Below are 21,751 nucleotides of genomic sequence, written 5' to 3' on the forward strand. Positions count from 1 at the left end.
TCCCCTTCCCTTCTCCCCTTTCCCTAACTCCACCCCACCCCATTACCCCCTTACACCGATGGGCACTCTCTACATCACTCAAGACGATTCTTTCATTGGCAAAACTGATGAACGGCTGACCGTTCGCGCTAACAAACAAACCCTGCTCGATATACCGCTGATCAAAGTCGATGGCGTAGTGGTTTTAGGACGGGCAACCGTCTCTCCGGCTGTTGTTATCGAACTATTGGAACGCAAGATTGCACTCAGTTTTCTCACCCAAACTGGACGCTACCTGGGACGATTGGAACCAGAAATGACGAAAAACATTTTCGTTCGTGCCGCTCAGTGGAAAGCCATTGCCCCTTCTGAACCAGCACTCCATCTGGTGCGTGGGTTTATTCGGGGTAAGTTAAAAAACTATCGCAATGCGTTGTTGCGGGGGCAGCGAGAATTTCCTGACCTGCAATTGCAGAATGCCATAACTCAGTTGGAACAGGCGATCGCACCCATTGACGCCACCTCTTCTATCGACTCCTTACGCGGCTTGGAGGGAAGCGGCAGCGCTGCCTACTTTGGCAGTTTTAATTCTCTGATTCGGGCCGAAGGGTTTCAATTTACAGCCAGAAATCGCCGCCCACCTACCGATCCGGTTAATGCCCTGCTCAGTTTAGGCTATGCCTTACTGCGCCATGATGTGCAGAGTGCGGTGAATTTGGTGGGCTTTGATCCTTACCTCGGCTATCTTCACACCGAACGCTATGGCAGACCCTCCTTGGCCCTGGATTTGATGGAAGAGTTCAGACCACTGGTTGTTGATGCTGTCGTTTTAAGTGGGCTAAATCGTAAAGTCCTGTCAACCCAAGACTTTGTCACAGAATCTGTGAGCGGTGCCGTTTCGCTGACTCCAGATGGGCTACGGGCATTTCTGCGCCTTTACGAACAGAAGAAGCAGTCCAAATTCAAACATCCCGTTCTGCAAACCCAATGCACCTACCAGGAAGCCTTTGAAATCCAGGCCCGCCTCTTGGCTAAATATCTGATGGGCGAAACCGATAAGTATCCACCCCTTGTTCTGAAGTAGACAGATGATAGGGTAATGGGGTAACGGGGTATACAGAGTACTCCCCCTACTCCCCCACCCCCCTCATGTATCTCGTCATCTCCTATGACATTTCTGATGATAAACGCCGTACTAAAGTTCACAAGATTCTCAAATCCTATGGGCAGTGGATGCAGTACAGTGTATTTGAATGTGACTTGAGCGAAACGCAGTATGCCAAATTGCGATCGCGTCTTAGCAAGTTGATTAAGCCGGACCAAGACAGTATCCGATTTTACTTTCTCTGCGCTTGCTGTAAGGGTAAAGTAGAGCGCATTGGTGGAGAAAACCTGCGAGATGAAACAATTTTCTTTGTCTAGTACAGCACAGCGGGAATACGGATACCATTCTGGCTCCCTCCTACTCCCCACCCCCCAACCCAATGGTTACTGAACTGATGCCATCGTCCACTAGTGATCTGTCAAACATTACATTGGGGGTTGCAGTCCACAAAATAATGCCTCTGCCCCTACCCCACGCCCACAAGTTCAAACTAAAACAACGATGGGTGCGCGAATAGGTAGGTGTTTTTTGTACCAGAGTTGGATACAGCACTGAATTAACGGCTCAGACATGGTTTCAGCCCTTTCGATAAAAATTTGTTCCGCGCAAACCGTCAAAACCTTAATTCAACAGCTTTACAGACATTGGAAACGACTTTTTTCATGACACTTTCAGGAAAACAATGCTATAATCCAAGTAATCCGCGCAGCCCAACCTTGAAAACTAAAGATAGACGCTATCACAGACTCCCGCCGGTTCCAATTCACCCAAAACCCTTCCAGGGATTGAAACTGAGATGTGCCATTAAATCGGCACAGAAGGATATGTTCCAATTCACCCAAAACCCTTCCAGGGATTGAAACTGCTACTTTCATCGCGAATCCTCCAATGAGTTCCAAAGTTCCAATTCACCCAAAACCCTTCCAGGGATTGAAACCCCCTGTGCGTTTGTTTATGGCTATCTCGAATTCTCGTTCCAATTCACCCAAAACCCTTCCAGGGATTGAAACGTCGTAATGGGCTGATTTGAGAGGGTAACTGCAAAGGTTCCAATTCACCCAAAACCCTTCCAGGGATTGAAACAAATACTATGTAAACACCCTCGACGTATGGGGTTCCAATTCACCCAAAACCCTTCCAGGGATTGAAACGTTGATTCTGAGCACATTGCTAATGAACTCTCCTTTGTTCCAATTCACCCAAAACCCTTCCAGGGATTGAAACATTTCAAGACAAGCCACTAATTTGATGTTTGGGTTCCAATTCACCCAAAACCCTTCCAGGGATTGAAACGCAAACAAAAACAACCAATCAAAAAACCAGTCTAGACAACGTTCCAATTCACCCAAAACCCTTCCAGGGATTGAAACCAATAATGGTTCCCTGTGCTACGTTTGTTTATGGGTTCCAATTCACCCAAAACCCTTCCAGGGATTGAAACGATATAGATATCAAATTCTGCTTCAATTATTTCAAGTTCCAATTCACCCAAAACCCTTCCAGGGATTGAAACGTGTAAAAGCCAGTTCAGGGGCAATCCCACGAGTTCCAATTCACCCAAAACCCTTCCAGGGATTGAAACTCAGCTAGACGCTGCATAACAATAATAACTACGTCATTTGTTCCAATTCACCCAAAACCCTTCCAGGGATTGAAACGCTAATCGAGCAAAGGTAGATTTCCCACCCGGCGTTCCAATTCACCCAAAACCCTTCCAGGGATTGAAACTAGACAGGATTTTGGTATTGATGTACATAGTGTTGTTCCAATTCACCCAAAACCCTTCCAGGGATTGAAACTTGTTTAGCTTGGCGTAGGTTAAGTCAGCTCCGATGTTCCAATTCACCCAAAACCCTTCCAGGGATTGAAACCCCTTAGGCCACCCATTACCAATCATCAACACATTACTGGTTCCAATTCACCCAAAACCCTTCCAGGGATTGAAACTGGGCAGGATGCCAGCGTTTTTAAGCTTTTAACGTTCCAATTCACCCAAAACCCTTCCAGGGATTGAAACTCCATTCATCCTTGAATTCCTCTTTGATTTGCCTGCGTTCCAATTCACCCAAAACCCTTCCAGGGATTGAAACCCTAACGTTCTCATCCCTAAGTTGGCTAAGGTCGTTCCAATTCACCCAAAACCCTTCCAGGGATTGAAACTGACCCGCTTAGGCCAGCCCCAACTAGATTCGCCCCACTCGTTCCAATTCACCCAAAACCCTTCCAGGGATTGAAACTAATTTTCCTCTCTTGTAGGGCTGCAATCATAGGTTCCAATTCACCCAAAACCCTTCCAGGGATTGAAACAGGTCTGCCCCTCTAAAGTTTGCATTTCTGACAACGGGTTCCAATTCACCCAAAACCCTTCCAGGGATTGAAACTGCTGCTACCATATTTTCCTCCTTTATCTAATGAACAATGTTCCAATTCACCCAAAACCCTTCCAGGGATTGAAACGCAATCCAAATCCCGGCTTTTTCTGGGGCGTTTCGATGTTCCAATTCACCCAAAACCCTTCCAGGGATTGAAACTTCCTCTCTTGTCGGAGCGCTGATTAGCGCTCCTCGTTCCAATTCACCCAAAACCCTTCCAGGGATTGAAACAGATCGGCGGAACACAGATTCGCATGCCACAAATTCGTTCCAATTCACCCAAAACCCTTCCAGGGATTGAAACGATTTAATCTAATAATATCCTCCTAAGGGCTATAGTTCCAATTCACCCAAAACCCTTCCAGGGATTGAAACTACACCTGTAGGCTTGATTGACTTGCTTTGTATGCGTTCCAATTCACCCAAAACCCTTCCAGGGATTGAAACGGCAATGCATCAGGACTATAGCCCTGATTGGATTGTTCCAATTCACCCAAAACCCTTCCAGGGATTGAAACAGAGGAACTGCCATCCATGAAGCTATTGAGCTTTTGTTCCAATTCACCCAAAACCCTTCCAGGGATTGAAACTAAATATAGTAAATAGAAAACCTGAAACGATTAGAGTTCCAATTCACCCAAAACCCTTCCAGGGATTGAAACGAAAAGAAGGATTGACACTCCTTGTTTTTTAGCGCGTTCCAATTCACCCAAAACCCTTCCAGGGATTGAAACCACCCCATTGAAATCGAAGCCGATGTTAATGTTCACATGTTCCAATTCACCCAAAACCCTTCCAGGGATTGAAACAGAAAATATATACCGCAGATAAAGTATTTTAGAAGTTCCAATTCACCCAAAACCCTTCCAGGGATTGAAACTGGAATCACGGTATAATTCTCTTCTTTGTGGGAGCGTTCCAATTCACCCAAAACCCTTCCAGGGATTGAAACCTTGCGATGCGCCATTAAGTCGGCGCAAAGAAAGTTCAATTCACCCAAAACCCTTCCAGGGATTGAAACAGGCAGCCATTCTTCGAGTGACCCTTGGGTTATATCGTTCCAATTCACCCAAAACCCTTCCAGGGATTGAAACTATATCCTCCAGTTGCATTCCGCTGAGGTCAGCGCCGTTCCATTCACCCAAAACCCTTCCAGGGATTGAAACTAAAATACAATTCGCTTGGGCTTTTTATCTGAAGGCAGTTCCAATTCACCCAAAACCCTTCCAGGGATTGAAACCTGCGGTTGTGCCTCTGGGAATTGTGTCATTAGGCGTTCCAATTCACCCAAAACCCTTCCAGGGATTGAAACCGGTTATATCGAACTCATCCATTTCAATTTCCAGCCGTTCCAATTCACCCAAAACCCTTCCAGGGATTGAAACCGGGCGTCTGAGAGATCGGCATAGGTGAAATTGGGTTCCATTCACCCAAAACCCTTCCAGGGATTGAAACAAGATGAGTAGCATAAATAAAGCAAATAGAAAAATGTTCCAATTCACCCAAAACCCTTCCAGGGATTGAAACCCGCTCTACATTCTGGCGAGCCATTTTCGAGAAGGGTTCCAATTCACCCAAAACCCTTCCAGGGATTGAAACGGGCACCCAGGCGATCGCTAATATCACCTTTACTCTGTTCCAATTCACCCAAAACCCTTCCAGGGATTGAAACATCCATCCGGACCACGACCTGACAGGCGAAACCAGTTCCAATTCACCCAAAACCCTTCCAGGGATTGAAACTTTATTAGAGACAGCATTTCCTTAAATTTGCTGCCGTTCCAATTCACCCAAAACCCTTCCAGGGATTGAAACCAACCCTTTGGGGTGCACACTCTGTTATGCCGATCGTTCCAATTCACCCAAAACCCTTCCAGGGATTGAAACTTTATTAGAGACAGCATTTCCTTAAATTTGCTGCCGTTCCAATTCACCCAAAACCCTTCCAGGGATTGAAACACTTTGGTACCGGGGTGATTACCTTCTTCTTCCATTGTTCCAATTCACCCAAAACCCTTCCAGGGATTGAAACAGTTTATTAGTTGCAGCCAAGCGAAGCAGGCAGAGTAATGTTCCAATTCACCCAAAACCCTTCCAGGGATTGAAACTGGCTCAAGATTCTCTACTGGTTGCTCGAACCAGGTTCCAATTCACCCAAAACCCTTCCAGGGATTGAAACCTCTGATGACAATCGACTGTCATATCGGTTGCCGTGTTCCAATTCACCCAAAACCCTTCCAGGGATTGAAACCTCTGATGACAATCGACTGTCATATCGGTTGCCGTGTTCCAATTCACCCAAAACCCTTCCAGGGATTGAAACCTTCTAGTGATTTAGCAAGCCCTTCGGCTCTTAGCTATGGGGTTCCAATTCACCCAAAACCCTTCCAGGGATTGAAACAGAATCTTTTGAGCCAGAATCCTTCAAGCCAGAAGTTCCAATTCACCCAAAACCCTTCCAGGGATTGAAACTATTTCCTCAAGAAAAGAGGAAATGAATCCAGAGTTCCAATTCACCCAAAACCCTTCCAGGGATTGAAACCTCGCCTACTATTGGAGCGAGGCAGGGCGCGAGTGCACCGGTTCCAATTCACCCAAAACCCTTCCAGGGATTGAAACTATGCAAGCGATAATCAATGCAATCGCATCTCCCCGTTCCAATTCACCCAAAACCCTTCCAGGGATTGAAACTTAGTAAAGCAAATCTCACTCGAACCAACTTAAGCCACGCAAATCTTACTAGAGCAATTTTGACCAAGGCAAATTTAACCGAAACAAATTTAACCAAGGCAGACTTAACCAATGCTAATTTAAGTGATATAGCGGTAGTCATTGTGGTTAGGACGGGGTGGGTTCAGGGGTAGAACCCCTGGCTGGGGGCGAAAGCCCCCACTCCCTCTCTAATTCCAATGTCCTAACGCACCTGCGTAGAGCTATACCAACCTGGCTAATGCCAATTTAAGTCAAGCATATTTGAGTGGAGCTATGATAACAGATAAAGTAGACCTAAAAGGGTAATGTGTGGTGCCGGTTACCGTCATCAGCGGCTCAAACATTATTAGCCACTCCAGCCATCATTACGACCTGGGCACCATTGGGGAAGGGCGATCGCAGCAACCATTGGTGCCAAAACCATGCTGAGGGCAGCCTCATTGCAGCTGCTTCATAACTTCCTATGATGTCATTTATCTGAGAGAATACTTGAAAAGTATTCAGTACTTTAGCATTCCCCTCAGAAGGATCGCTGAGTACTTGACCTCACAGATTCAACCACTCTCTAAAAATCAAGACTTTATAAGCATTGGTTCTGACTCAGGCACCGCTGAAAATTCAAGTGGATCATAGCCAAGCTGTTGAGTAATTCGTCGCCTGGCTAGTAAGCGGTACTCCCAAAAATGCTCACCTGCGGCGCATAACCCCAGATAGGTAGTCAGAAGTTGTGGCTTTCTGAACAAAATGACCCAGAGTTGATACCAAAACTGTCTCCGAATTTCAGGCCGACGTATCCCCTGATGCCAGATGAGTTGGGCAACTAATTGCAATCCCTTGTTTAAAGGGATCTGCATCATTTGCTTTCGATTTTTCAGGGAACGAATTTTGAGACATTGTTGTAAACAGCGCCGAAGATAGTTTTGAGGTTCATACAATGTCCAGAAACCCGCAACATATTCTCTGGCAATTTCTGCAATGGGTCGGGTTGGGATGAAATTCATTAACGTATTCTGGTCACCTGTCGGATGGCCATTGTCCTCAATCAGGCGCTGTTCCTTTTTCAGTCGCTCCCAGAGTGCGGTGTTGGGTGGGGCCTGAAGAATTCCCAACATCGGTTGGGGAATGCTGGTTTGTTCAACAAAAGCCTGAATGCGATCGCCCGCTCCCGTCCTCTCTCCATCAAAACCAAGGATAAAGCCTGCGTAAATCAATAATCCAGCCTCATTAATTTTGTGACAGGCTTCTACAAGGGGATTGCGGGTGTTTTGCAGTTTACGGGTAACCTGTAAGCTTTCCTGGTCGGGGGTTTCGATGCCGAGAAAAACCGCATAAAAGCCTGCTTCACCCATCAATTGGAGCAATTCATCATCTTCTGCCAAATTGACAGAAGCTTCTGTAATAAAAGTAAACGGATAATTGTGCTGTTGCATCCAGGGAATCAACTCCCGCAGGAAGCGTTTGACATTGCGCTGATTGCCAATAAAGTTGTCATCTACGATGAAGACTGAGCCACGCCAACCCAGGTCGTAAAGAGTTTGTAACTCAGCTAGAGCCTGGCTCGGTTCTTTAGTACGGGGTTTGCGGCCATAGAGAGAGATGATGTCACAAAATTCGCAGTTGAAGGGGCACCCACGCGAAAATTGGATTGCCATCATCAGATAGGCATTTCGTTGAAGTAGGTCAAAGCGTGGCATCGGGCTTTGGGTCACATCGGGTTTCTCAAGGGAGCGAAAGATCCCCTGAGTTTTACCCTGGCGAAGTGCTTCCAGGAATTGAGGAACGGTCATCTCCCCTTCATCCAGAATCAGGAAATGTGCTCCAGCATCGAGAGCATCTTGAGGGACAGAGGTGGGGTAGGGGCCGCCTACAGCTACTCTCTTGCCTAACCGGACAGCTTTTTGAATCAGTGCCCAGAAATCGGACTTTTGCACGATCATGGCTGAAAGAATCACCAGGTCGCACCACTCCCAATCCGCTTCAGTTTCACAGGCAACATTGCGATCGTAAAACCGAATTTCCCAATCCTGAGGTAATAGCGCAGCAACCGTAATAATTCCGAGAGGCGGAATCACTGCTTTCAGGTTGGCAATTTCCATGAAGCGATCGTAAGACCAGAAAGACTGGGGAAATTGAGGATAGAGTAGCAGTGCTTTCATAAATTTTTGCAATAATTCAAGTAACTCAGATGTGAGGGAAAGCATTGTGCAAACCATTTGAGATTTAGTAGCTTTCTTCTCACCTTCGACACACTCAAACGGGTCACACTCAAACGGGTATTTTCATGAAGCAATATCTAAAGAGTGAGTATAGTATGACTCACAAGGGTTAGGATACCTGCCAGCGATGATTGGAATTAACTGGGAAACCGTCACCAGCCATCCGTATCTGTTTCCTTCCAAGCTTCCGGCGTTGCTGAATTTGGGTATGAAATAGGTGCTGCATGCTCGAAACTTCGTTTCGATTTATATAGCTATAGCCACCAGGCTTAGGACGGGGTGCAGGGGTGCCACCCCTGGCTGGGGGCTTCGCCCCCACACGCCCTTACAGCCAATGTCCTAAGCATCCAGGCGACAGCTATAGTGCCGGCAAATGCGGATTTGAATCCGTTTCTGCGTCAATCGATGGTCTTCAGTCATGGGTATTGGCATGATTAATGTACTTTCCTTCGACTGGCACCAGTTCTTCGTTCCAAAATCTCCTTCATCACCAGAGTCACCACAGCCAACAGTGCCAGCAATACTGCCGCAGAATAGGCGGCTTCGGTATCATAGTTCTTATAGGCTTCTTCGACAAACAACGGTAAGCTTTGAGTTTTGCCTGCAATATTACCTGATACCACAGACACCGCACCAAACTCGCCCATCGCTCTGGCATTGGTCAAAAGAATGCCGTAAAGCAAGCCCCAGCGAATGTTGGGCACCGTCACCCGCCAGAAGGTTTGCCAGGGATTTGCCCCCAGAGTGCGGGCTGCTTCTTCCTGATCAATGCCCTCCTCCTCCAGGACAGGAATTACCTCGCGAGCGACAAAGGGCATGCTGACAAAAGCCGTTGCCAGAACCATCGCTGGCAAGGCAAATACGATCTGAATCCCATGTTCTTGCAACCAGCCACCAAACCAACCATTACGTCCGTACAACAGCACAATCATCAAACCCGCCACGACGGGGGAAATGGCAAAGGGCAGGTCCACGATACTGAGCAGAAGTGTGCGCCCAGGGAAGCGTTTATGAGCCAATGCAAAGGCCGTAGCTAGCCCAAACACGGTATTCAGAGTAACGGCGATCGCAGCTAACAGTAGAGTCATCCTGACCGCATGTTGAAAATTCGGCTCGGACAGATTGTGGAGAAATGGACCGAATCCTTTATGAAAAGCCTGATAGAACACATTGATGGCGGGAATGTAAAGCACGAATCCCAAAAAAGTGAGGGCGATCGCAATCAAAATTGTGGGCACCCAACTTTTTTTACCCACAACAGGCTTTTGGATGGCAGGTTCAGGCGTTGACAGAGGAATTCCGTTGGTCAGATTAGTCATACCGTCTCCCCCAGGCTTGAATGAAATTAATCACCAGTAGCATGATCAGCGACAGGATCAACAGCACCATGCCAATCACCGTTGCTCCGGCATAATCGTACTGCTCCAGTCGCTGGAAAATCAGGATGGGAGCAATCAGATCCTTGAAAGGTGTATTCGATGAAATGATCACCGTCGAACCGTACTCGCCAACGGCACGGGAAAAACCAAGAGCTACTCCCGTCAAAATGGCAGGAAACAAAGGCGGTAGCAGCACTCGCCAAAAAGTTTGCCACGAGGATGCGCCCAGCGACCAAGCTGCCTCCTCAATTTCTTTCTCCATTTGCATCAAAACAGGTTGCACCGTCCGCACCACAAATGGGAGTGAAATAAACATCATGGCAACGCCGACGCCTAAACGAGTAAAGGCAATCTTGATGCCGAAGGGCGCAAACAATGAACCAATCCAACCGTTCTCGCTGTAAACCGTTGCCAGAGTTAAACCTGCAACAGCGGTTGGTAGGGCAAAGGGCAGATCAATCGAGGCATCAATAAAGCGCTTCAAGGGAAAGCTGTATCGTACCAATACCCAGGCAATCAGAATCCCAAATACCCCATCAATTAAAGCCACAATCAGGGAGGTGGTGAAAGTGACATCGTAGGTTGATAGAGCAATGGGACTGGTAGCAATCCGCCAAAACTCTACTGGACCTAAGGTACTTGATTTAACCAGCATTGCTGCGGTAGGCAAAAGTAGCATAAATGCCAGGTAACCCAGCATAATTCGCCACGTCCACGGCATATAAATGATGGAATCCAAAAACACTTTCCAGGGTGAATCCCCCCTAGAACGAGACATGTCTTGAGAAGAAACAGTCATAATTTATCTACCCACTGTTTTAGCTGTTCTAAATCGCCCTACAGGTAAAGGCAAACAGTCGTTCACCCTTCCTTACTCTGATGCAATAATTGCTTAATCAGATTTCATAAGCAGCTATAGCGATCCTATTTGGATTGTGAGAAAGGATTCCTGCGAAATCCTTTCTCACACAGCTTCTCCATCTCATGACTGATTTAGGACTGCTATAGACGCAATTAAATTGAGGATGATTGCGGGGGTAGAGGGGTTGAAACCCTCTGTCTGGTGTGCCCCCACTCCCCCTTCTTCTAGTCAATGTCTTCCAGTCAATGATGGCTATCTACTTATGCCTCCTACCTTCCCAGTTGAGCACGGATTGTGTCAAACGAACCACCATCCTCAAATATCTTCTGAGCTTCCGCCCAGCCGCCATACTCGTCAATTCTGCCCAACTGTTTTACCGGCGGAAACTGGGCAGTAAACTCCTTCTCCTTACCTAAATCGCCGAGCGGACGGAACCCAACCCTAGCAAACTCTCGCTGCGCTTCTGGAGTAAATAGATACTCTACAAACGCTTCAGCGACTTCCCGAGTACCGTGTTTATCTACATTTTTATCAACAACGGCGGTTGGGGCATCAATGGAAATATTGATTTCTGGAACGGTGTAATCAAGCTTTTCACCTTTTTGCTTTGCCAGAATGACTTCATTCTCATAATTTACCAGTGCATCGCCCTGTCCCTGCTTGGCAAAGGCATCCGTCGATTCGCGGGCATCTTTGGCTAAAACGGCAACATTCTTGTAAGCCTGGGTGACAAACTCTTGTGCCTTGGCATCGTCAGCTCCGGTCTTCTTGGCATAGTTCCATAGAGCGAAGTAGTTCCAGCGAGCACCACCAGATGTTTTGGGGTCTGCTGTAACCCATTTAACATCGTCTCTTGTCAGGTCAGCAAAGGTCTTGATATTTTTGGGGTTCCCCTCTCGCGTAATAATGGCAGCAACGGTTTCACCCACAATACCGTTGTTGGGCACCCGCTTTGTCCAGTTCTCGTTTACGAACCCCGCTTTTACGAGCTTTTCCACATCGGCTCTGATCGCCAGGTGCACCACATCTGCTTCCAGGCCATCAATAACTGCTCTGGTTTGAGAACCGGACCCACCGTAGCTCTGCTTGAAAGTGACATTTTGTCCATGTTCTGCCTTCCACCTCTCAGTAAATTTGGGAATGATGGCATCATGGGCCGCTTTTGGAGTGGCATAGGCAACCAGAGTCAATTCCACATCCTGCTTTTGGGCCGATGCAGGACTGGCTCCCCCCGTTGGGATGGCATTCGTTGAAGCGGTATTATTACCGGAGCAAGCCGCAACTGCAACACTCAGTGCCGCCCCAATTAGAACCAGCGAAACAAAGCCTTTCAGCGAACTCAGCCTGAGGCGAAAGGGAAGGATTTCTCCGAAGCGTTCCCATCGGCTCAGGAGTGAATGCCATCGACTCATGCCATACTCTCCTTAATAATCTACGGCAAACCAATAGGAATACCGTTTTATCTCATGAAGCTGATGGTACTGCGGCGAGGGAGAAAATGCAAGAAAAAAATCCCCATTATCTTGAGCGACAAAGGGGGGATTAGGGAGGGTTAGAGGGGCCAGTAGTTTGTAAAAAGGGATTCCTGCGGCATCCCTTTTTACAAAGCCTTTTCATTTCACGAATCATTTAGCACTGCTATAGTTAAGCAAATCTAAATGATTACCAAAATGCCACAATCATTATGCATCGATAATATAAGATTGCTTGCTTCAAATAATTAAAACCGATGCGTATCAAACAAAAATCACTGGTTGCGTTCTCACTTGGAATGATTGTTGCATTGGGAGTCATTGTAGCGGCAAACTTTCATACTTTTACTCCAATTTTTGCCCAGGGCAGCACTCAACTCACTGTTTCAGCCGCTGCCAGCCTGACGGATGTACTCAAAGAAATTGGCCCGCTCTATCGACGATCTCGCCCCAATGTCAACCTGCGCTACAACTTCGCCAGTTCGGGGGCGTTGCAGCGACAGATCGAGAATGGCGCACCCGTAGATGTGTTCATTTCAGCAGCAGAGAAACAAATGAATGCATTGCAACAGAAGGGCTTGCTGCTTCCCGGTACACGCCGCAACTTACTCACCAATCGCATGGTCTTGATTGTGCCCACTAACTCGTCTGGAATCACCAATTTGCAAAGTCTCAAGAGTGGGAATGTGAAACGAATTGCGATCGGTGATCCGCGCAGTGTTCCAGTGGGTCAGTATAGCGAACAAGTCCTCCGAAAACAGGGACTCTGGGAGTTGCTGAAGCCGAAATATGTATTGGCGAATAATGTTCGCCAGGTGCTGCAATTCGTCGAATCTGGCAACGCGCAGGCGGGTCTGGTTTACATCACTGATGCAAAAACCACCAGTCAGGTGAAAGTGGTGCAAATGATTCCGGCCAATCTGCATGATCCAATTGTGTATCCGATCGCCGTCATCAAAACCAGCAGAAACCCAGCAACCGCCAGAAACTTTTCCCAATTTCTCTCCGGCAATGCTGCCCGCAAGGTATTTACCAGATACGGTTTTGGAATAGCTTGAAGTAAAGCGAAAGAGGATGGAAGTAGGGCTGATCATCCCCATTTCCCCATCTCTCATTTTCTCATTCCCCCACTCCCTTATTTAAGTCATGCAGCTGATCGCCTTCGATCTCTCCCCCCTCTGGCTCTCTCTCAAGGTGTCTGGTGTGGCAACACTGGTCACTTTTTTCCTAGGAACATTTGTTGCCTATCGCTTGGTAGGTTATTGCGGACCATGGAAATCGCTCCTGGATGGATTCTTCATTTCACCATTGATTTTGCCCCCCACCGTCATAGGTTTTATATTGTTGCAACTGTTTGGTAAACAGGGTCCATTTGGGCAAATGCTGCAATCGCTCAATTTAGAAATCATTTTTACCTGGTATGCTGGAGCGATCGCTGCCATGGTCGTAACCTTCCCTCTAATGTATCGCACCGCATTGGGGGCATTTGAGCAAATTGATGGCAACTTACTCCAGGCGGCCCGTACCCTTGGTGCTTCCGAAGCTCGAATTTTTTGGCAAGTTAGTTTACCCTTAGCACTACCGGGAATCCTGGCAGGAGCTACCCTTGCTTTTGCACGAGGATTGGGAGAATTTGGTGCAACTTTAATGCTAGCAGGCAATATTCCTGGTGTCACAACCACCATTCCCTTGGCAATCTATAGCACTGTAGAGGCAGGAGATACTCAGCAAGCCTGGATCTGGTCAGGGGTCATTTTGTCGATCTCCCTATCGGCGATCGCGCTGGTAAACCTGTGGGCAGCTAATCGTCGTAACCGGAGTCAAAGTTATCAATTGGTTGGTTTACAGTCTGCGCATTATTCATTCACCAATGAAATATCTACTGATCAATCCCAACTTACAACAACAAATCTATTTGTCAACATCCAAAAGCAACTACCTGGCTTCACTCTACAAGTGCAATTCAATAGTGGCAATCAACCCCTGGGAATTTTAGGAGCGTCGGGGTCGGGTAAAAGTATGCTGTTACGCTGCATTGCTGGGATAGAAAATCCCACCGCAGGCCAGATTATTTTGAATGGGCGAGTGCTGTTCGACTCCAGAAAAGGGATCAACATCCCTAGCCGAGATCGCCGGATTGGCTTCATCTTCCAGAACTACGCTCTATTTCCCCACCTGACCGTGGCACAGAATATTGCCTTTGGCTTATCCAGACAACAATCGAAGAATACGATCAAACAGCAGGTTACAGCTCAACTGGCAGCAATGGATTTAGACGGATTTGGCGATCGTTATCCCCATCAACTCTCTGGTGGGCAGCAGCAACGAGTTGCCCTTGCCAGAGCCTTAGCCAGCCAACCGGAAGTGTTGCTCCTGGATGAACCTTTTTCTGCCCTGGACACCCACTTGAGAAACCAGCTGGAACGGGAACTGATTATCACTCTCAACCACTATCCAGGCGTCACCCTCTTCGTCACCCACAACATGGAAGAAGTCTACCGTATCGCCGAAAATCTTCTGGTACTGGAGCAAGGACAGGCGATCGCCCATGCCCCCAAACAGACCATCTTCGAGCATCCCCGCACTGAAAGTATTGCCCGACTCACCGGCTGCAAAAACTTCTCCCGCGCTATTCCCAGCGGTACTCAACAGATTGAAGCGATCGACTGGGGCTGTGTCCTCAATGTCATGGAACCCCTCCCTGATCGCCTGGTTGCGATCGGCATCCGCGCTCATCAAATCCACTTTCACGAACCAGGAGTAGAACTCCAGAGACAGGCAAAATTCACCACTCACCACGCGAATACTTTTCCCTGTTGGCTCGCCACTACCAGCGAAACCCCTCACCGCATGACGCTGTACTTAAAGCTGCACCAACCTGCCACCAGCCCCAAAGACTACCAACTACAGGCTGAAGTTTTCAAAGAAAAGTGGGAAAAGCTCAAGGACCGTCCCTTTCCGTGGTATGTATCCCTTGATCCCATACGCTTAATCTTGCTGGAGGAAAATTAGTAGAGATCAGGGTAGACAAGACAAGTCCGTGAAATATTCGTGAAATATTTAAGAGGCTCTTCGAGCTCCACTTCAACTACATATAGCGGTAGTCATTATGGTTAGGACAGGGTGCAGGGGTTCCACCCCTGGCTGGGGGCTTCGCCCCCACTCCCTCTCTAATTCCAATGTCCTAACGCACCCGCGTAGAGCTATACCATTCATTAGACTTAATCGGAAATAAGAAAGGAAATCAATTCTTTGCATAAAACTGTGAATCCTCATGGCTTTATCGCCCATTCTCATATCAAGCGATTTATTTCCGATAATGTCTATTCTTTATCAAACTTGAAGAGATAATAGATGCAAATTGTCATAATTAAATGACATCGGTGCTAATTAAGTTCTAATTGAGAATTAGAGCTATAGCCACCAGGCTTCGCTCCCACACTCTCCTGAAAGCCAATGTCCCAAGCAACCTGGCAACAGCTACAAATTGTAGCTGGCTTTACGGATTAGAAATCAAATTTGTGATAACTACTTAAAATAGTGACTATTTGAAATCAATTTGAAATCAGTCAAAAAATTAACATCTCCTTTGAAAAGTTAAATAAAGATGTAATTGCTTAGTAAGAATAAACATATATCAGAATTCTGACTAAAAGTATAGACAGTCAAATTTGGGTAGCACCCAAATCATAATGTTTTCTCAGTCTGAAATGATGAAGGCTAGCGCCGCTCATCATTACCTCTTGAGGTCTATCCGAGTGTAATGAGAATGACCGATTACTCACCAGGCATTGCCCTAGGTATTGCTAAAAAGCAGTATGAATCAAAATGAAGTTTCGAGCATACAGCACCTATTCTATGCCCAAAATCAGCAACACCCTCACTATTTTTGCGTACAGAGGCGTATTTGACAGCCCCCAAGTGATGCAGACACTAAATTTTGCGACATGAGGGAGTAGGGGCTTCGCTCCCAGCCAGGGGTTTCACCCCCTGAACCCACACAAGACTTTTGTTTTGCTGCACTAGTTACTTCCTAACCTAATGCTATGCCTTACACGATTACCAATCGATGTATCAAATGCAATAGTTGTTTGCCCAAATGCCCTACAGGTGCAATTAGAGGGGAAGGGCAAGACTACTGGATTGATCCTGCTTTATGTAACGACTGTGAAGGCTTGTATGAGACACCTCAGTGCGTAACTCATTGCCCCATTGATGCCACCCCCATGCCGTTACAGGCAAAGAAGGAGAGATGGAAAGAAAACGACCGAATTGCAACAAGCCCCAGTACCATTAATAACTGCCCATCGACCGGAAATGTTAAGTCACTTTTACTCGAAGTCATGGGATTGTAGAGGTAGGCAATGGACGAATTCTACTAGATGTGCTGAGATTTGATCCGGCTTTCTCTATAGATAAACAGGTAGTCCTAATTAACTGTGAAAAGAGGGAGAGGTTCCACCCCCTCCCCCTCCAAAATTATCTAATTTAATTGCACCCAGTTCCTTAACCATTGGCTTTGTTGGTGCTCTATCACTCCCACGTATGTTTTTGCATTCATGCTCTATCACTCCGGCGTATAGATGTATCTATCATTCTGGCGTATAAAGGACTTTTCTTCTATCACTCCGGCGTATAGGTGTATCTATCACTCCCACGTATGTCTGGAAAAGAGTCTGGTGATATAACCCTTTGCCTGAAGATGTTAAACAGGTTGGTCTATCACTCCGGCGTACAGATTGGTCTATCACTCCAGGGGAGACTCAAGTTTTGCTCTATCACTCCGGCGTATAGATATATCTATCACACGAGCGTATCCGTGCTCTATCACTCCAGCGTATAGATCCTGGATCAGGAGTTTCAGCATGTTTCGCAAAGAAATTTTGGGTGTTTAATAGATCCCATCGCAGTTTAGTTCCTTTGTTCTAATTAAGGAAATGAGGTTTCGTTTTGCTAACTGGAGGTTTGCATACGATGATGGAATGGTTTACCAGAAACCAGAATTTAAATCCGAATAGTCTGCTTACGTTGATCTTCAGTTACTAGAAAACCGGGACGGAGCCTCGCCAAATTCTCAATCATCCCGGCTTTCTGGACTTCAATTAAAGGAATGGGGGTTCCTTCAATTACTGTTTTGTGTATTTGCATCATAGCAGTTCTGGGAGTTGTGATGCAGGAAATTGCTGAGATTCAGCAGATGTTGGGTTGAGTGTGATGTAAGTGAGGCTGTTGATCCGGTTTCATTCATTGAATGGAACTGATATGGCGATCGCTCAACTAGCAACTCATTTTCGCTGTGTTCGGGAGAGGGGAGATCACTTCCTGGCACTTTTTCCGCATCGGTTCGACTATATCTGGGCGGAGTATCCAAATCCAGGTGAGAACGTTGAGTGGAAAACAGAAAGTCGTCATCCACTCAGCGATCGCCTGATTCAACAGGGTTCTTACCTTTATGGAGTTCGTTTTGGTGCGGAGACTCGCTATTGTCTACTAGATATTGATGCTGGAAGCTTGGGTAATGTTCTAGACATGGGGATCGATGAAGTCAAACAGCCCGCCCAAACTCGTAGCGATTGATGAACAATCCAATCACGATGTCATGCAGCCATTCGGACTTGGAGAAGCAGATGGTTTTGCGAGCTAATCGCTTAATTCGCGTTCGTAATGTACTGCTCCAGCGTTAATGTTAACAGCCAGAGATACTACAGCTGAGAAAGTTGCAGGGCTGGCTGCTGGAGCTGATGACTATCTGTATAGCAATGCCTGATAGCAATGCCTGATTAAACTACAACAGAAATTTTAGCCAGGCAGGTTTTCCTGGCTTTGTTTTGAGTTCATTTAACCCATACTTTGCAGGCGTTCGTCGATTTCTGCCGTTGTCAAACCCTGTTTCAAATCCATTTGCAGCGATCGCGCAACTTCTTCAATAGAATGCGCATAGTCAAGTACAGTCGTTGAATTAAGAGATTGCGTCATCATGATGGAACCCGATCATCACCAATGCAGCACAAGAATCTATGGCGATCGTAATAAAACAAAAAAGTACTTCTCCGTAATAATTAGACTTAATCGGCAACAAGAAAGGAAATCAATTCTTTGCATAAAACTGTCAATTCTCATGACTTTATCGACCATTCTCATATCGAGTGATTTATTTCCAATAATGTCTATTTTATAGCTGTCGCCAGGTTGCTTAAGACATTGGGTTTAAGGGGGTGTGGGAGTTGCCCCCCCAGTAGCCAGGGGTTTCCACCCCTGCACCCCGTCCTAGACCTAGTGGCTATCGCTATAATCTGCAACAGAAATGTAACTTGAAGGTGACAACTTGCACCAATTTAGAAAATGCGTGCTATTCTGATCCGGTCTTTGCCCCAGACTGGAGTTTGAGTTTGAAGATGGTTAGCGAACAAAAATCCCTTTTTTCCACAGCCGAGTTGCGGGGCTGCTATACCGTAAACAGGCCACTTGCACTTGTAATCAGCCAGGAAGCCCTGCAGGAGTGGAAGCTGCGGGTTTTTCAGTATCAACAACAGGTAAAAATTAGCCCCTCTGTCCGGCAGGGAACTCTATTTGACTTGATTCCAACCGCAGAGGAGATTGTAAATCAGGTAAATCCGTTTGAGTTACCCCAGCAAAATACAGAGTTTTGGCGCTGGCAGGCAACGGATGAAGGGGTATCGGCGCTTTACTTTGTAATCGATTACGAACTGCCAATCCTGCTGTATGTTGGTGAGACGGTGAAATCAAACATGCGCTGGAAAGGAGAACATGACTGCAAACGCTACATTTTGAACTATGTTTCGGCGCACCGTCCCTACAATCTACCAGTTGCAGTGAATATTGGATTTTGGGCTCAGGCTCCGGTCAAAACCCGCGATCGCCAGCGGCTTGAATCAGCATTGATTTACCACTGGCGATCGCCCTTCAACAAGGAAAACTGGGAGTTTTGGGGAACTCCCTTCATTGGAGAGAAATAGAAACACCTTAATACGACTGTCCAGCTTCCCTCATCTCTAAATCTTGAAGGACTTCCTGCATCGTTTGAGGAGATACCCGACGTTGCAACGAGGTCCAGCAATGTCCGCTGCCATTACCTCTGTTGAATAAAGACTGGCTTCGCAGTTCTCGTAAAGTATTAATACAGGCAGGGCAATCACAGCCAAACAGAATGGCTGCTGCATCACTCTCCGCCTCACTGAAGTTAAGAATCGCAGGTTCACCAGCAATGGAGTCTGCTGATGCCATGGTAATACTCTGGTTCTGGTGCCGCATGCTGAATGGTTTTAATCCACCTTCAGGAGGCAAGTCACAGGAAGCCTGGTTGAGAGTCAGAGCCGCTGCCTGGTTTGCATTAATCGCAGATGCCCGTTCCACCAAGATGCTAAGAGTTAGCAAAGACCCTATAAGGGTCGGAATTGTCATTAACTTTAAGGTTAGACAGAGATTCATCGAACCTACTCCTGAGACGAAAAGCCGAGACCAGCATAAATCCAATTAGCAATATGGAATCACAATGGTTTTACTCAGTCTGAGTTTTCTTTTATACAAGTGGGTAGTCATCATTAATTTGTAAGAATTTGTAAGGGGGGGAGTGGGGACTGCGCCCCCAAGGCAGGGGGGGTTACCCCCTCCACCCCCAAAATTAATTGTGGCTACCTACTTAGTCCGATCAAATTCTCTACCTGTTAACTGAAAAATTGACAGATGACTCTAACTAGCAGGTTTAAAAGCGATCGCATCTAGCTCCCTTTGGGATCGCTCTTTTCTTTATTAGTTGTCCACGTAAGTTTACTTCACTCCGTTTTTCGTTCACTTTCTGGAATGTCAGCACCATCCATAAAAAATTCGCTGATTGGATTGTTTTATGGGAATACTTTGGTTGATTTAGCTGCGTTCCAATGCTCTATTGGCTAAGTAACTTAACCAGGTCAGCTTTTGTTACTTTTCCAGACATAGTTAAACTACGCTTTTTCGCCATCTTCTTCAATTCTGTAACGGTTAATGTTGCTAAAATCGAAGGCTCTTTAATTATTTCTGGCAGTGGTTCTGGAGTGAGATAAAAAACTTGCTTTAAAGCATCTAGCTTCTTACCTTTTGTAATTCCACAACCTAATTTTGTAATTGGATCAAAGGTTTTCCAATACTGGCGAGGAGCTTCTTCAATTCTGTTTGCAGCGACGGCAAGTTTAATTCCCTTTAGTGGACTACCTGGTTGATCAATAAGATATTTTAGGGCAGCCAAAATTTCATCTCGTGTAGCAGTTGAGAGACTAATTCTAGGAATTGCTTCACCAGCCAAGATCCTTGTAATCTCTATTGTTAATTCGCTAGAATCTGCAATAATGCACCAGACACGCTCTAAACCTGCAGCTTCTGCCACTGCATAAATAAATGAGTTTCCAATAACTTCATAACGATCTTTTCCAATTTCTTTAACAATTACTGGAACCCAATTTCGTTTGCCCGATTGAATTAATAACTTAGCTGCAGACTCAACTAAGAATTCAGAAATCTCTATTCCTTCACCTGGTTCAATCTCGTTCAGGTACAGATACATTAAGTTTCCAACATCAGTTAGCATGCTCATTGTAAAAAATACCCCTTTGCCAAATTCAAGTAGTAAGCATGAGCAGTTTTGTCTCTGTAAGCGGCAGGAATTCGAGAGAATGCTGCGTTGGCAATATTGGCATAACTAGGTAATTCAAAAATTTCGCGATTTTTATTTGTATTGGTCAACTTCGGATAGAAATATGGAAGCAAATTAAACCCTTCAGTTTTTGCCTACCTTAAGATATTATCAATAGCTTGGTAAGCAACTGCCTTTTGAGATTCTGTCACTTTTTCATCGTTAAAGAAGATCGGCAGTGGAACCGGGCAACCATCTTCTCTGATTTTTTGTGCTTCTGGAATAAACTTCTTAATGGCCAAAGCAGCATTTTCTAATGAAAATATATTATTGTGTTTTGTTGGAATTAGTACAACGTCTGCTGCTATGACTGCAAGCTGGCTAAACACTCCCCAGTTAGGAGGAGAGTCAATTATGATGTAATCATATTTAGGCTTTACTGAGTTCAACTTCTGTCTAAGAATATCTCGCTTAAATTGTTGTCGAAGTTCTGCCTCGTCACCTTCCACTAATTTACTGTCTGCTGGAATCACATCAAAAAAATTGATTTCTCTGTTTTTGTGAATAATAGAAAATTTTTGGATACAAGGTTGGATATCCGAATACTTCTCAGTAAGGAGCTCTTTAAATTCTCCGTCACTTAGTGATAAGCCTAGTGAATTTGTTAAATCTTGCTGATTTGGGTCTAGATCGATTACTAAAACTTCTTTATGTCCTGCTAGCTTTAAAACTGACGCTAAATTAGCTATTGTCGTTGTTTTGCCAACACCACCCTTATTGTTATAAACAGCAATTGTTAACGCCCTTAATGGCTGTTCAATCTGTTGCTTAATATCCCTAATAATCAGATCGATGTTTTCCGAATTAATTTCGAGGCAACGAGTCGCCGGATGAATTACCTTGCAATGCTTGCGGAAGAGTTGTATATGAATAGAATTTGTTATAATTCCCTATTCAACACTAGTGCAGTTAGAGGCAAGCAAATACTTTTTTAAGTGCTTAACAGTACTTAAATAGCCTGATGATCC

Annotated in this window: 16 protein-coding genes, 4 pseudogenes and 1 CRISPR repeat array; of the genes and pseudogenes, 9 read left to right on the plus strand and 11 right to left on the minus strand. The window is 45.8% G+C overall.

Annotation, left to right across the window (positions count from 1 at the left end; translation table 11 throughout):
* Positions 1-58 precede the first annotated feature (58 nt).
* From cas1d to P4D80_RS09640, 4 genes and pseudogenes are all read left to right on the plus strand, one after another.
* Positions 59-1,063 (plus strand): type I-D CRISPR-associated endonuclease Cas1d, encoded by a 1,005-nt coding sequence (cas1d, locus tag P4D80_RS09625; protein ID WP_421658922.1) that lies wholly within the window; start codon positions 59-61, stop codon positions 1,061-1,063.
* A 65-nt stretch (positions 1,064-1,128) separates the two neighbouring features.
* Positions 1,129-1,401, plus strand: a complete 273-nt coding sequence (gene cas2 / locus P4D80_RS09630; RefSeq protein ID WP_421658923.1) for a CRISPR-associated endonuclease Cas2 — start codon at positions 1,129-1,131, stop codon at positions 1,399-1,401.
* Between the two features lie 438 nt (positions 1,402-1,839).
* A CRISPR array of direct repeats spans positions 1,840-6,147; the repeat unit is 37 nt; unit sequence GTTCCAATTCACCCAAAACCCTTCCAGGGATTGAAAC.
* A 20-nt stretch (positions 6,148-6,167) separates the two neighbouring features.
* Positions 6,168-6,320, plus strand: a pseudogene (locus tag P4D80_RS09635) (pentapeptide repeat-containing protein); the annotation flags it as partial.
* Positions 6,321-6,393: 73 nt separating this feature from the next.
* Positions 6,394-6,474: pseudogene (locus P4D80_RS09640) on the plus strand (pentapeptide repeat-containing protein); the annotation flags it as partial.
* Positions 6,475-6,740: 266 nt separating this feature from the next.
* Here the strand turns inward: P4D80_RS09640 and P4D80_RS09645 are convergent.
* From P4D80_RS09645 to P4D80_RS09660, 4 genes are all read right to left on the minus strand, one after another.
* The gene (locus tag P4D80_RS09645; protein WP_421658924.1) at positions 6,741-8,324 is read right to left on the minus strand and encodes a B12-binding domain-containing radical SAM protein; all 1,584 of its coding nucleotides are present in this window, start codon (positions 8,322-8,324) and stop codon (positions 6,741-6,743) included.
* A 494-nt stretch (positions 8,325-8,818) separates the two neighbouring features.
* Positions 8,819-9,703, minus strand: a complete 885-nt coding sequence (cysW, locus tag P4D80_RS09650; RefSeq protein ID WP_421658925.1) for a sulfate ABC transporter permease subunit CysW — start codon at positions 9,701-9,703, stop codon at positions 8,819-8,821.
* A complete protein-coding gene (cysT, locus tag P4D80_RS09655) occupies positions 9,696-10,562 on the minus strand; it encodes a sulfate ABC transporter permease subunit CysT (RefSeq protein ID WP_421658926.1) in 867 nt (288 codons plus the stop codon). Before cysT ends, cysW begins: the two co-directional genes overlap by 8 nt.
* Before the next feature lie 332 nt (positions 10,563-10,894).
* Positions 10,895-12,037: a sulfate ABC transporter substrate-binding protein gene (locus tag P4D80_RS09660; protein WP_421658927.1), complete on the minus strand. Its 1,143-nt coding sequence runs from the start codon at positions 12,035-12,037 to the stop codon at positions 10,895-10,897.
* Positions 12,038-12,396: 359 nt separating this feature from the next.
* On the opposite strand from P4D80_RS09660, the gene modA reads away from it, so the two are divergent.
* The 3 genes and pseudogenes from modA to P4D80_RS09675 all read left to right on the plus strand — a co-directional run.
* Entirely contained in the window at positions 12,397-13,155 is a 759-nt protein-coding gene (gene modA, locus P4D80_RS09665) for a molybdate ABC transporter substrate-binding protein (protein ID WP_421658928.1), read from the plus strand.
* Between the two features lie 88 nt (positions 13,156-13,243).
* Positions 13,244-15,109: a molybdate ABC transporter permease subunit gene (modB, locus tag P4D80_RS09670; RefSeq protein ID WP_421658929.1), complete on the plus strand. Its 1,866-nt coding sequence runs from the start codon at positions 13,244-13,246 to the stop codon at positions 15,107-15,109.
* A 1,034-nt stretch (positions 15,110-16,143) separates the two neighbouring features.
* Positions 16,144-16,254: pseudogene (locus tag P4D80_RS09675) on the plus strand (4Fe-4S binding protein); the annotation flags it as partial.
* Between the two features lie 44 nt (positions 16,255-16,298).
* Here P4D80_RS09675 and P4D80_RS09680 read toward each other — a convergent pair.
* Both P4D80_RS09680 and P4D80_RS09685 read right to left on the minus strand, forming a co-directional pair.
* On the minus strand, positions 16,299-16,442 hold the full coding sequence (locus tag P4D80_RS09680; RefSeq protein WP_421659625.1) for a hypothetical protein: 144 nt from the start codon (positions 16,440-16,442) through the stop codon (positions 16,299-16,301).
* A gap of 659 nt (positions 16,443-17,101) precedes the next feature.
* Complete coding sequence (locus P4D80_RS09685) at positions 17,102-17,248, minus strand: hypothetical protein (protein WP_421658930.1); 147 nt, start codon at positions 17,246-17,248, stop codon at positions 17,102-17,104.
* Between the two features lie 96 nt (positions 17,249-17,344).
* On the opposite strand from P4D80_RS09685, the gene P4D80_RS09690 reads away from it, so the two are divergent.
* Positions 17,345-17,674, plus strand: a complete 330-nt coding sequence (locus P4D80_RS09690; protein ID WP_421658931.1) for a hypothetical protein — start codon at positions 17,345-17,347, stop codon at positions 17,672-17,674.
* Here P4D80_RS09690 and P4D80_RS09695 read toward each other — a convergent pair.
* Positions 17,643-17,765, minus strand: a pseudogene (locus tag P4D80_RS09695) (IS1 family transposase); the annotation flags it as partial. The gene P4D80_RS09690 and the pseudogene P4D80_RS09695 overlap by 32 nt on opposite strands.
* Positions 17,766-17,935: 170 nt before the next feature.
* Positions 17,936-18,076 (minus strand): cation-transporting P-type ATPase, encoded by a 141-nt coding sequence (locus P4D80_RS09700; RefSeq protein WP_421658932.1) that lies wholly within the window; start codon positions 18,074-18,076, stop codon positions 17,936-17,938.
* A 416-nt stretch (positions 18,077-18,492) separates the two neighbouring features.
* Here P4D80_RS09700 and P4D80_RS09705 point away from each other — a divergent pair, with 416 nt between their 5' ends.
* Positions 18,493-19,074 (plus strand): GIY-YIG nuclease family protein, encoded by a 582-nt coding sequence (locus P4D80_RS09705; protein ID WP_421658933.1) that lies wholly within the window; start codon positions 18,493-18,495, stop codon positions 19,072-19,074.
* Between the two features lie 7 nt (positions 19,075-19,081).
* Here P4D80_RS09705 and P4D80_RS09710 read toward each other — a convergent pair whose 3' ends face one another.
* From P4D80_RS09710 to P4D80_RS09720, 3 genes are all read right to left on the minus strand, one after another.
* Positions 19,082-19,546 (minus strand): hypothetical protein, encoded by a 465-nt coding sequence (locus P4D80_RS09710; RefSeq protein ID WP_421658934.1) that lies wholly within the window; start codon positions 19,544-19,546, stop codon positions 19,082-19,084.
* Between the two features lie 454 nt (positions 19,547-20,000).
* A complete protein-coding gene (locus P4D80_RS09715) occupies positions 20,001-20,684 on the minus strand; it encodes a transcription termination factor rho family protein (RefSeq protein WP_421658935.1) in 684 nt (227 codons plus the stop codon).
* Positions 20,685-20,878: 194 nt separating this feature from the next.
* Positions 20,879-21,670, minus strand: coding sequence for a ParA family protein (locus tag P4D80_RS09720; RefSeq protein WP_421659514.1), 792 nt, complete (start codon positions 21,668-21,670; stop codon positions 20,879-20,881).
* Positions 21,671-21,751 lie beyond the last annotated feature (81 nt).

It is taken from the genome of Leptothermofonsia sp. ETS-13 (genome assembly GCF_049200465.1).
GTDB lineage: Bacteria > Cyanobacteriota > Cyanobacteriia > Leptolyngbyales > Leptolyngbyaceae > Leptothermofonsia.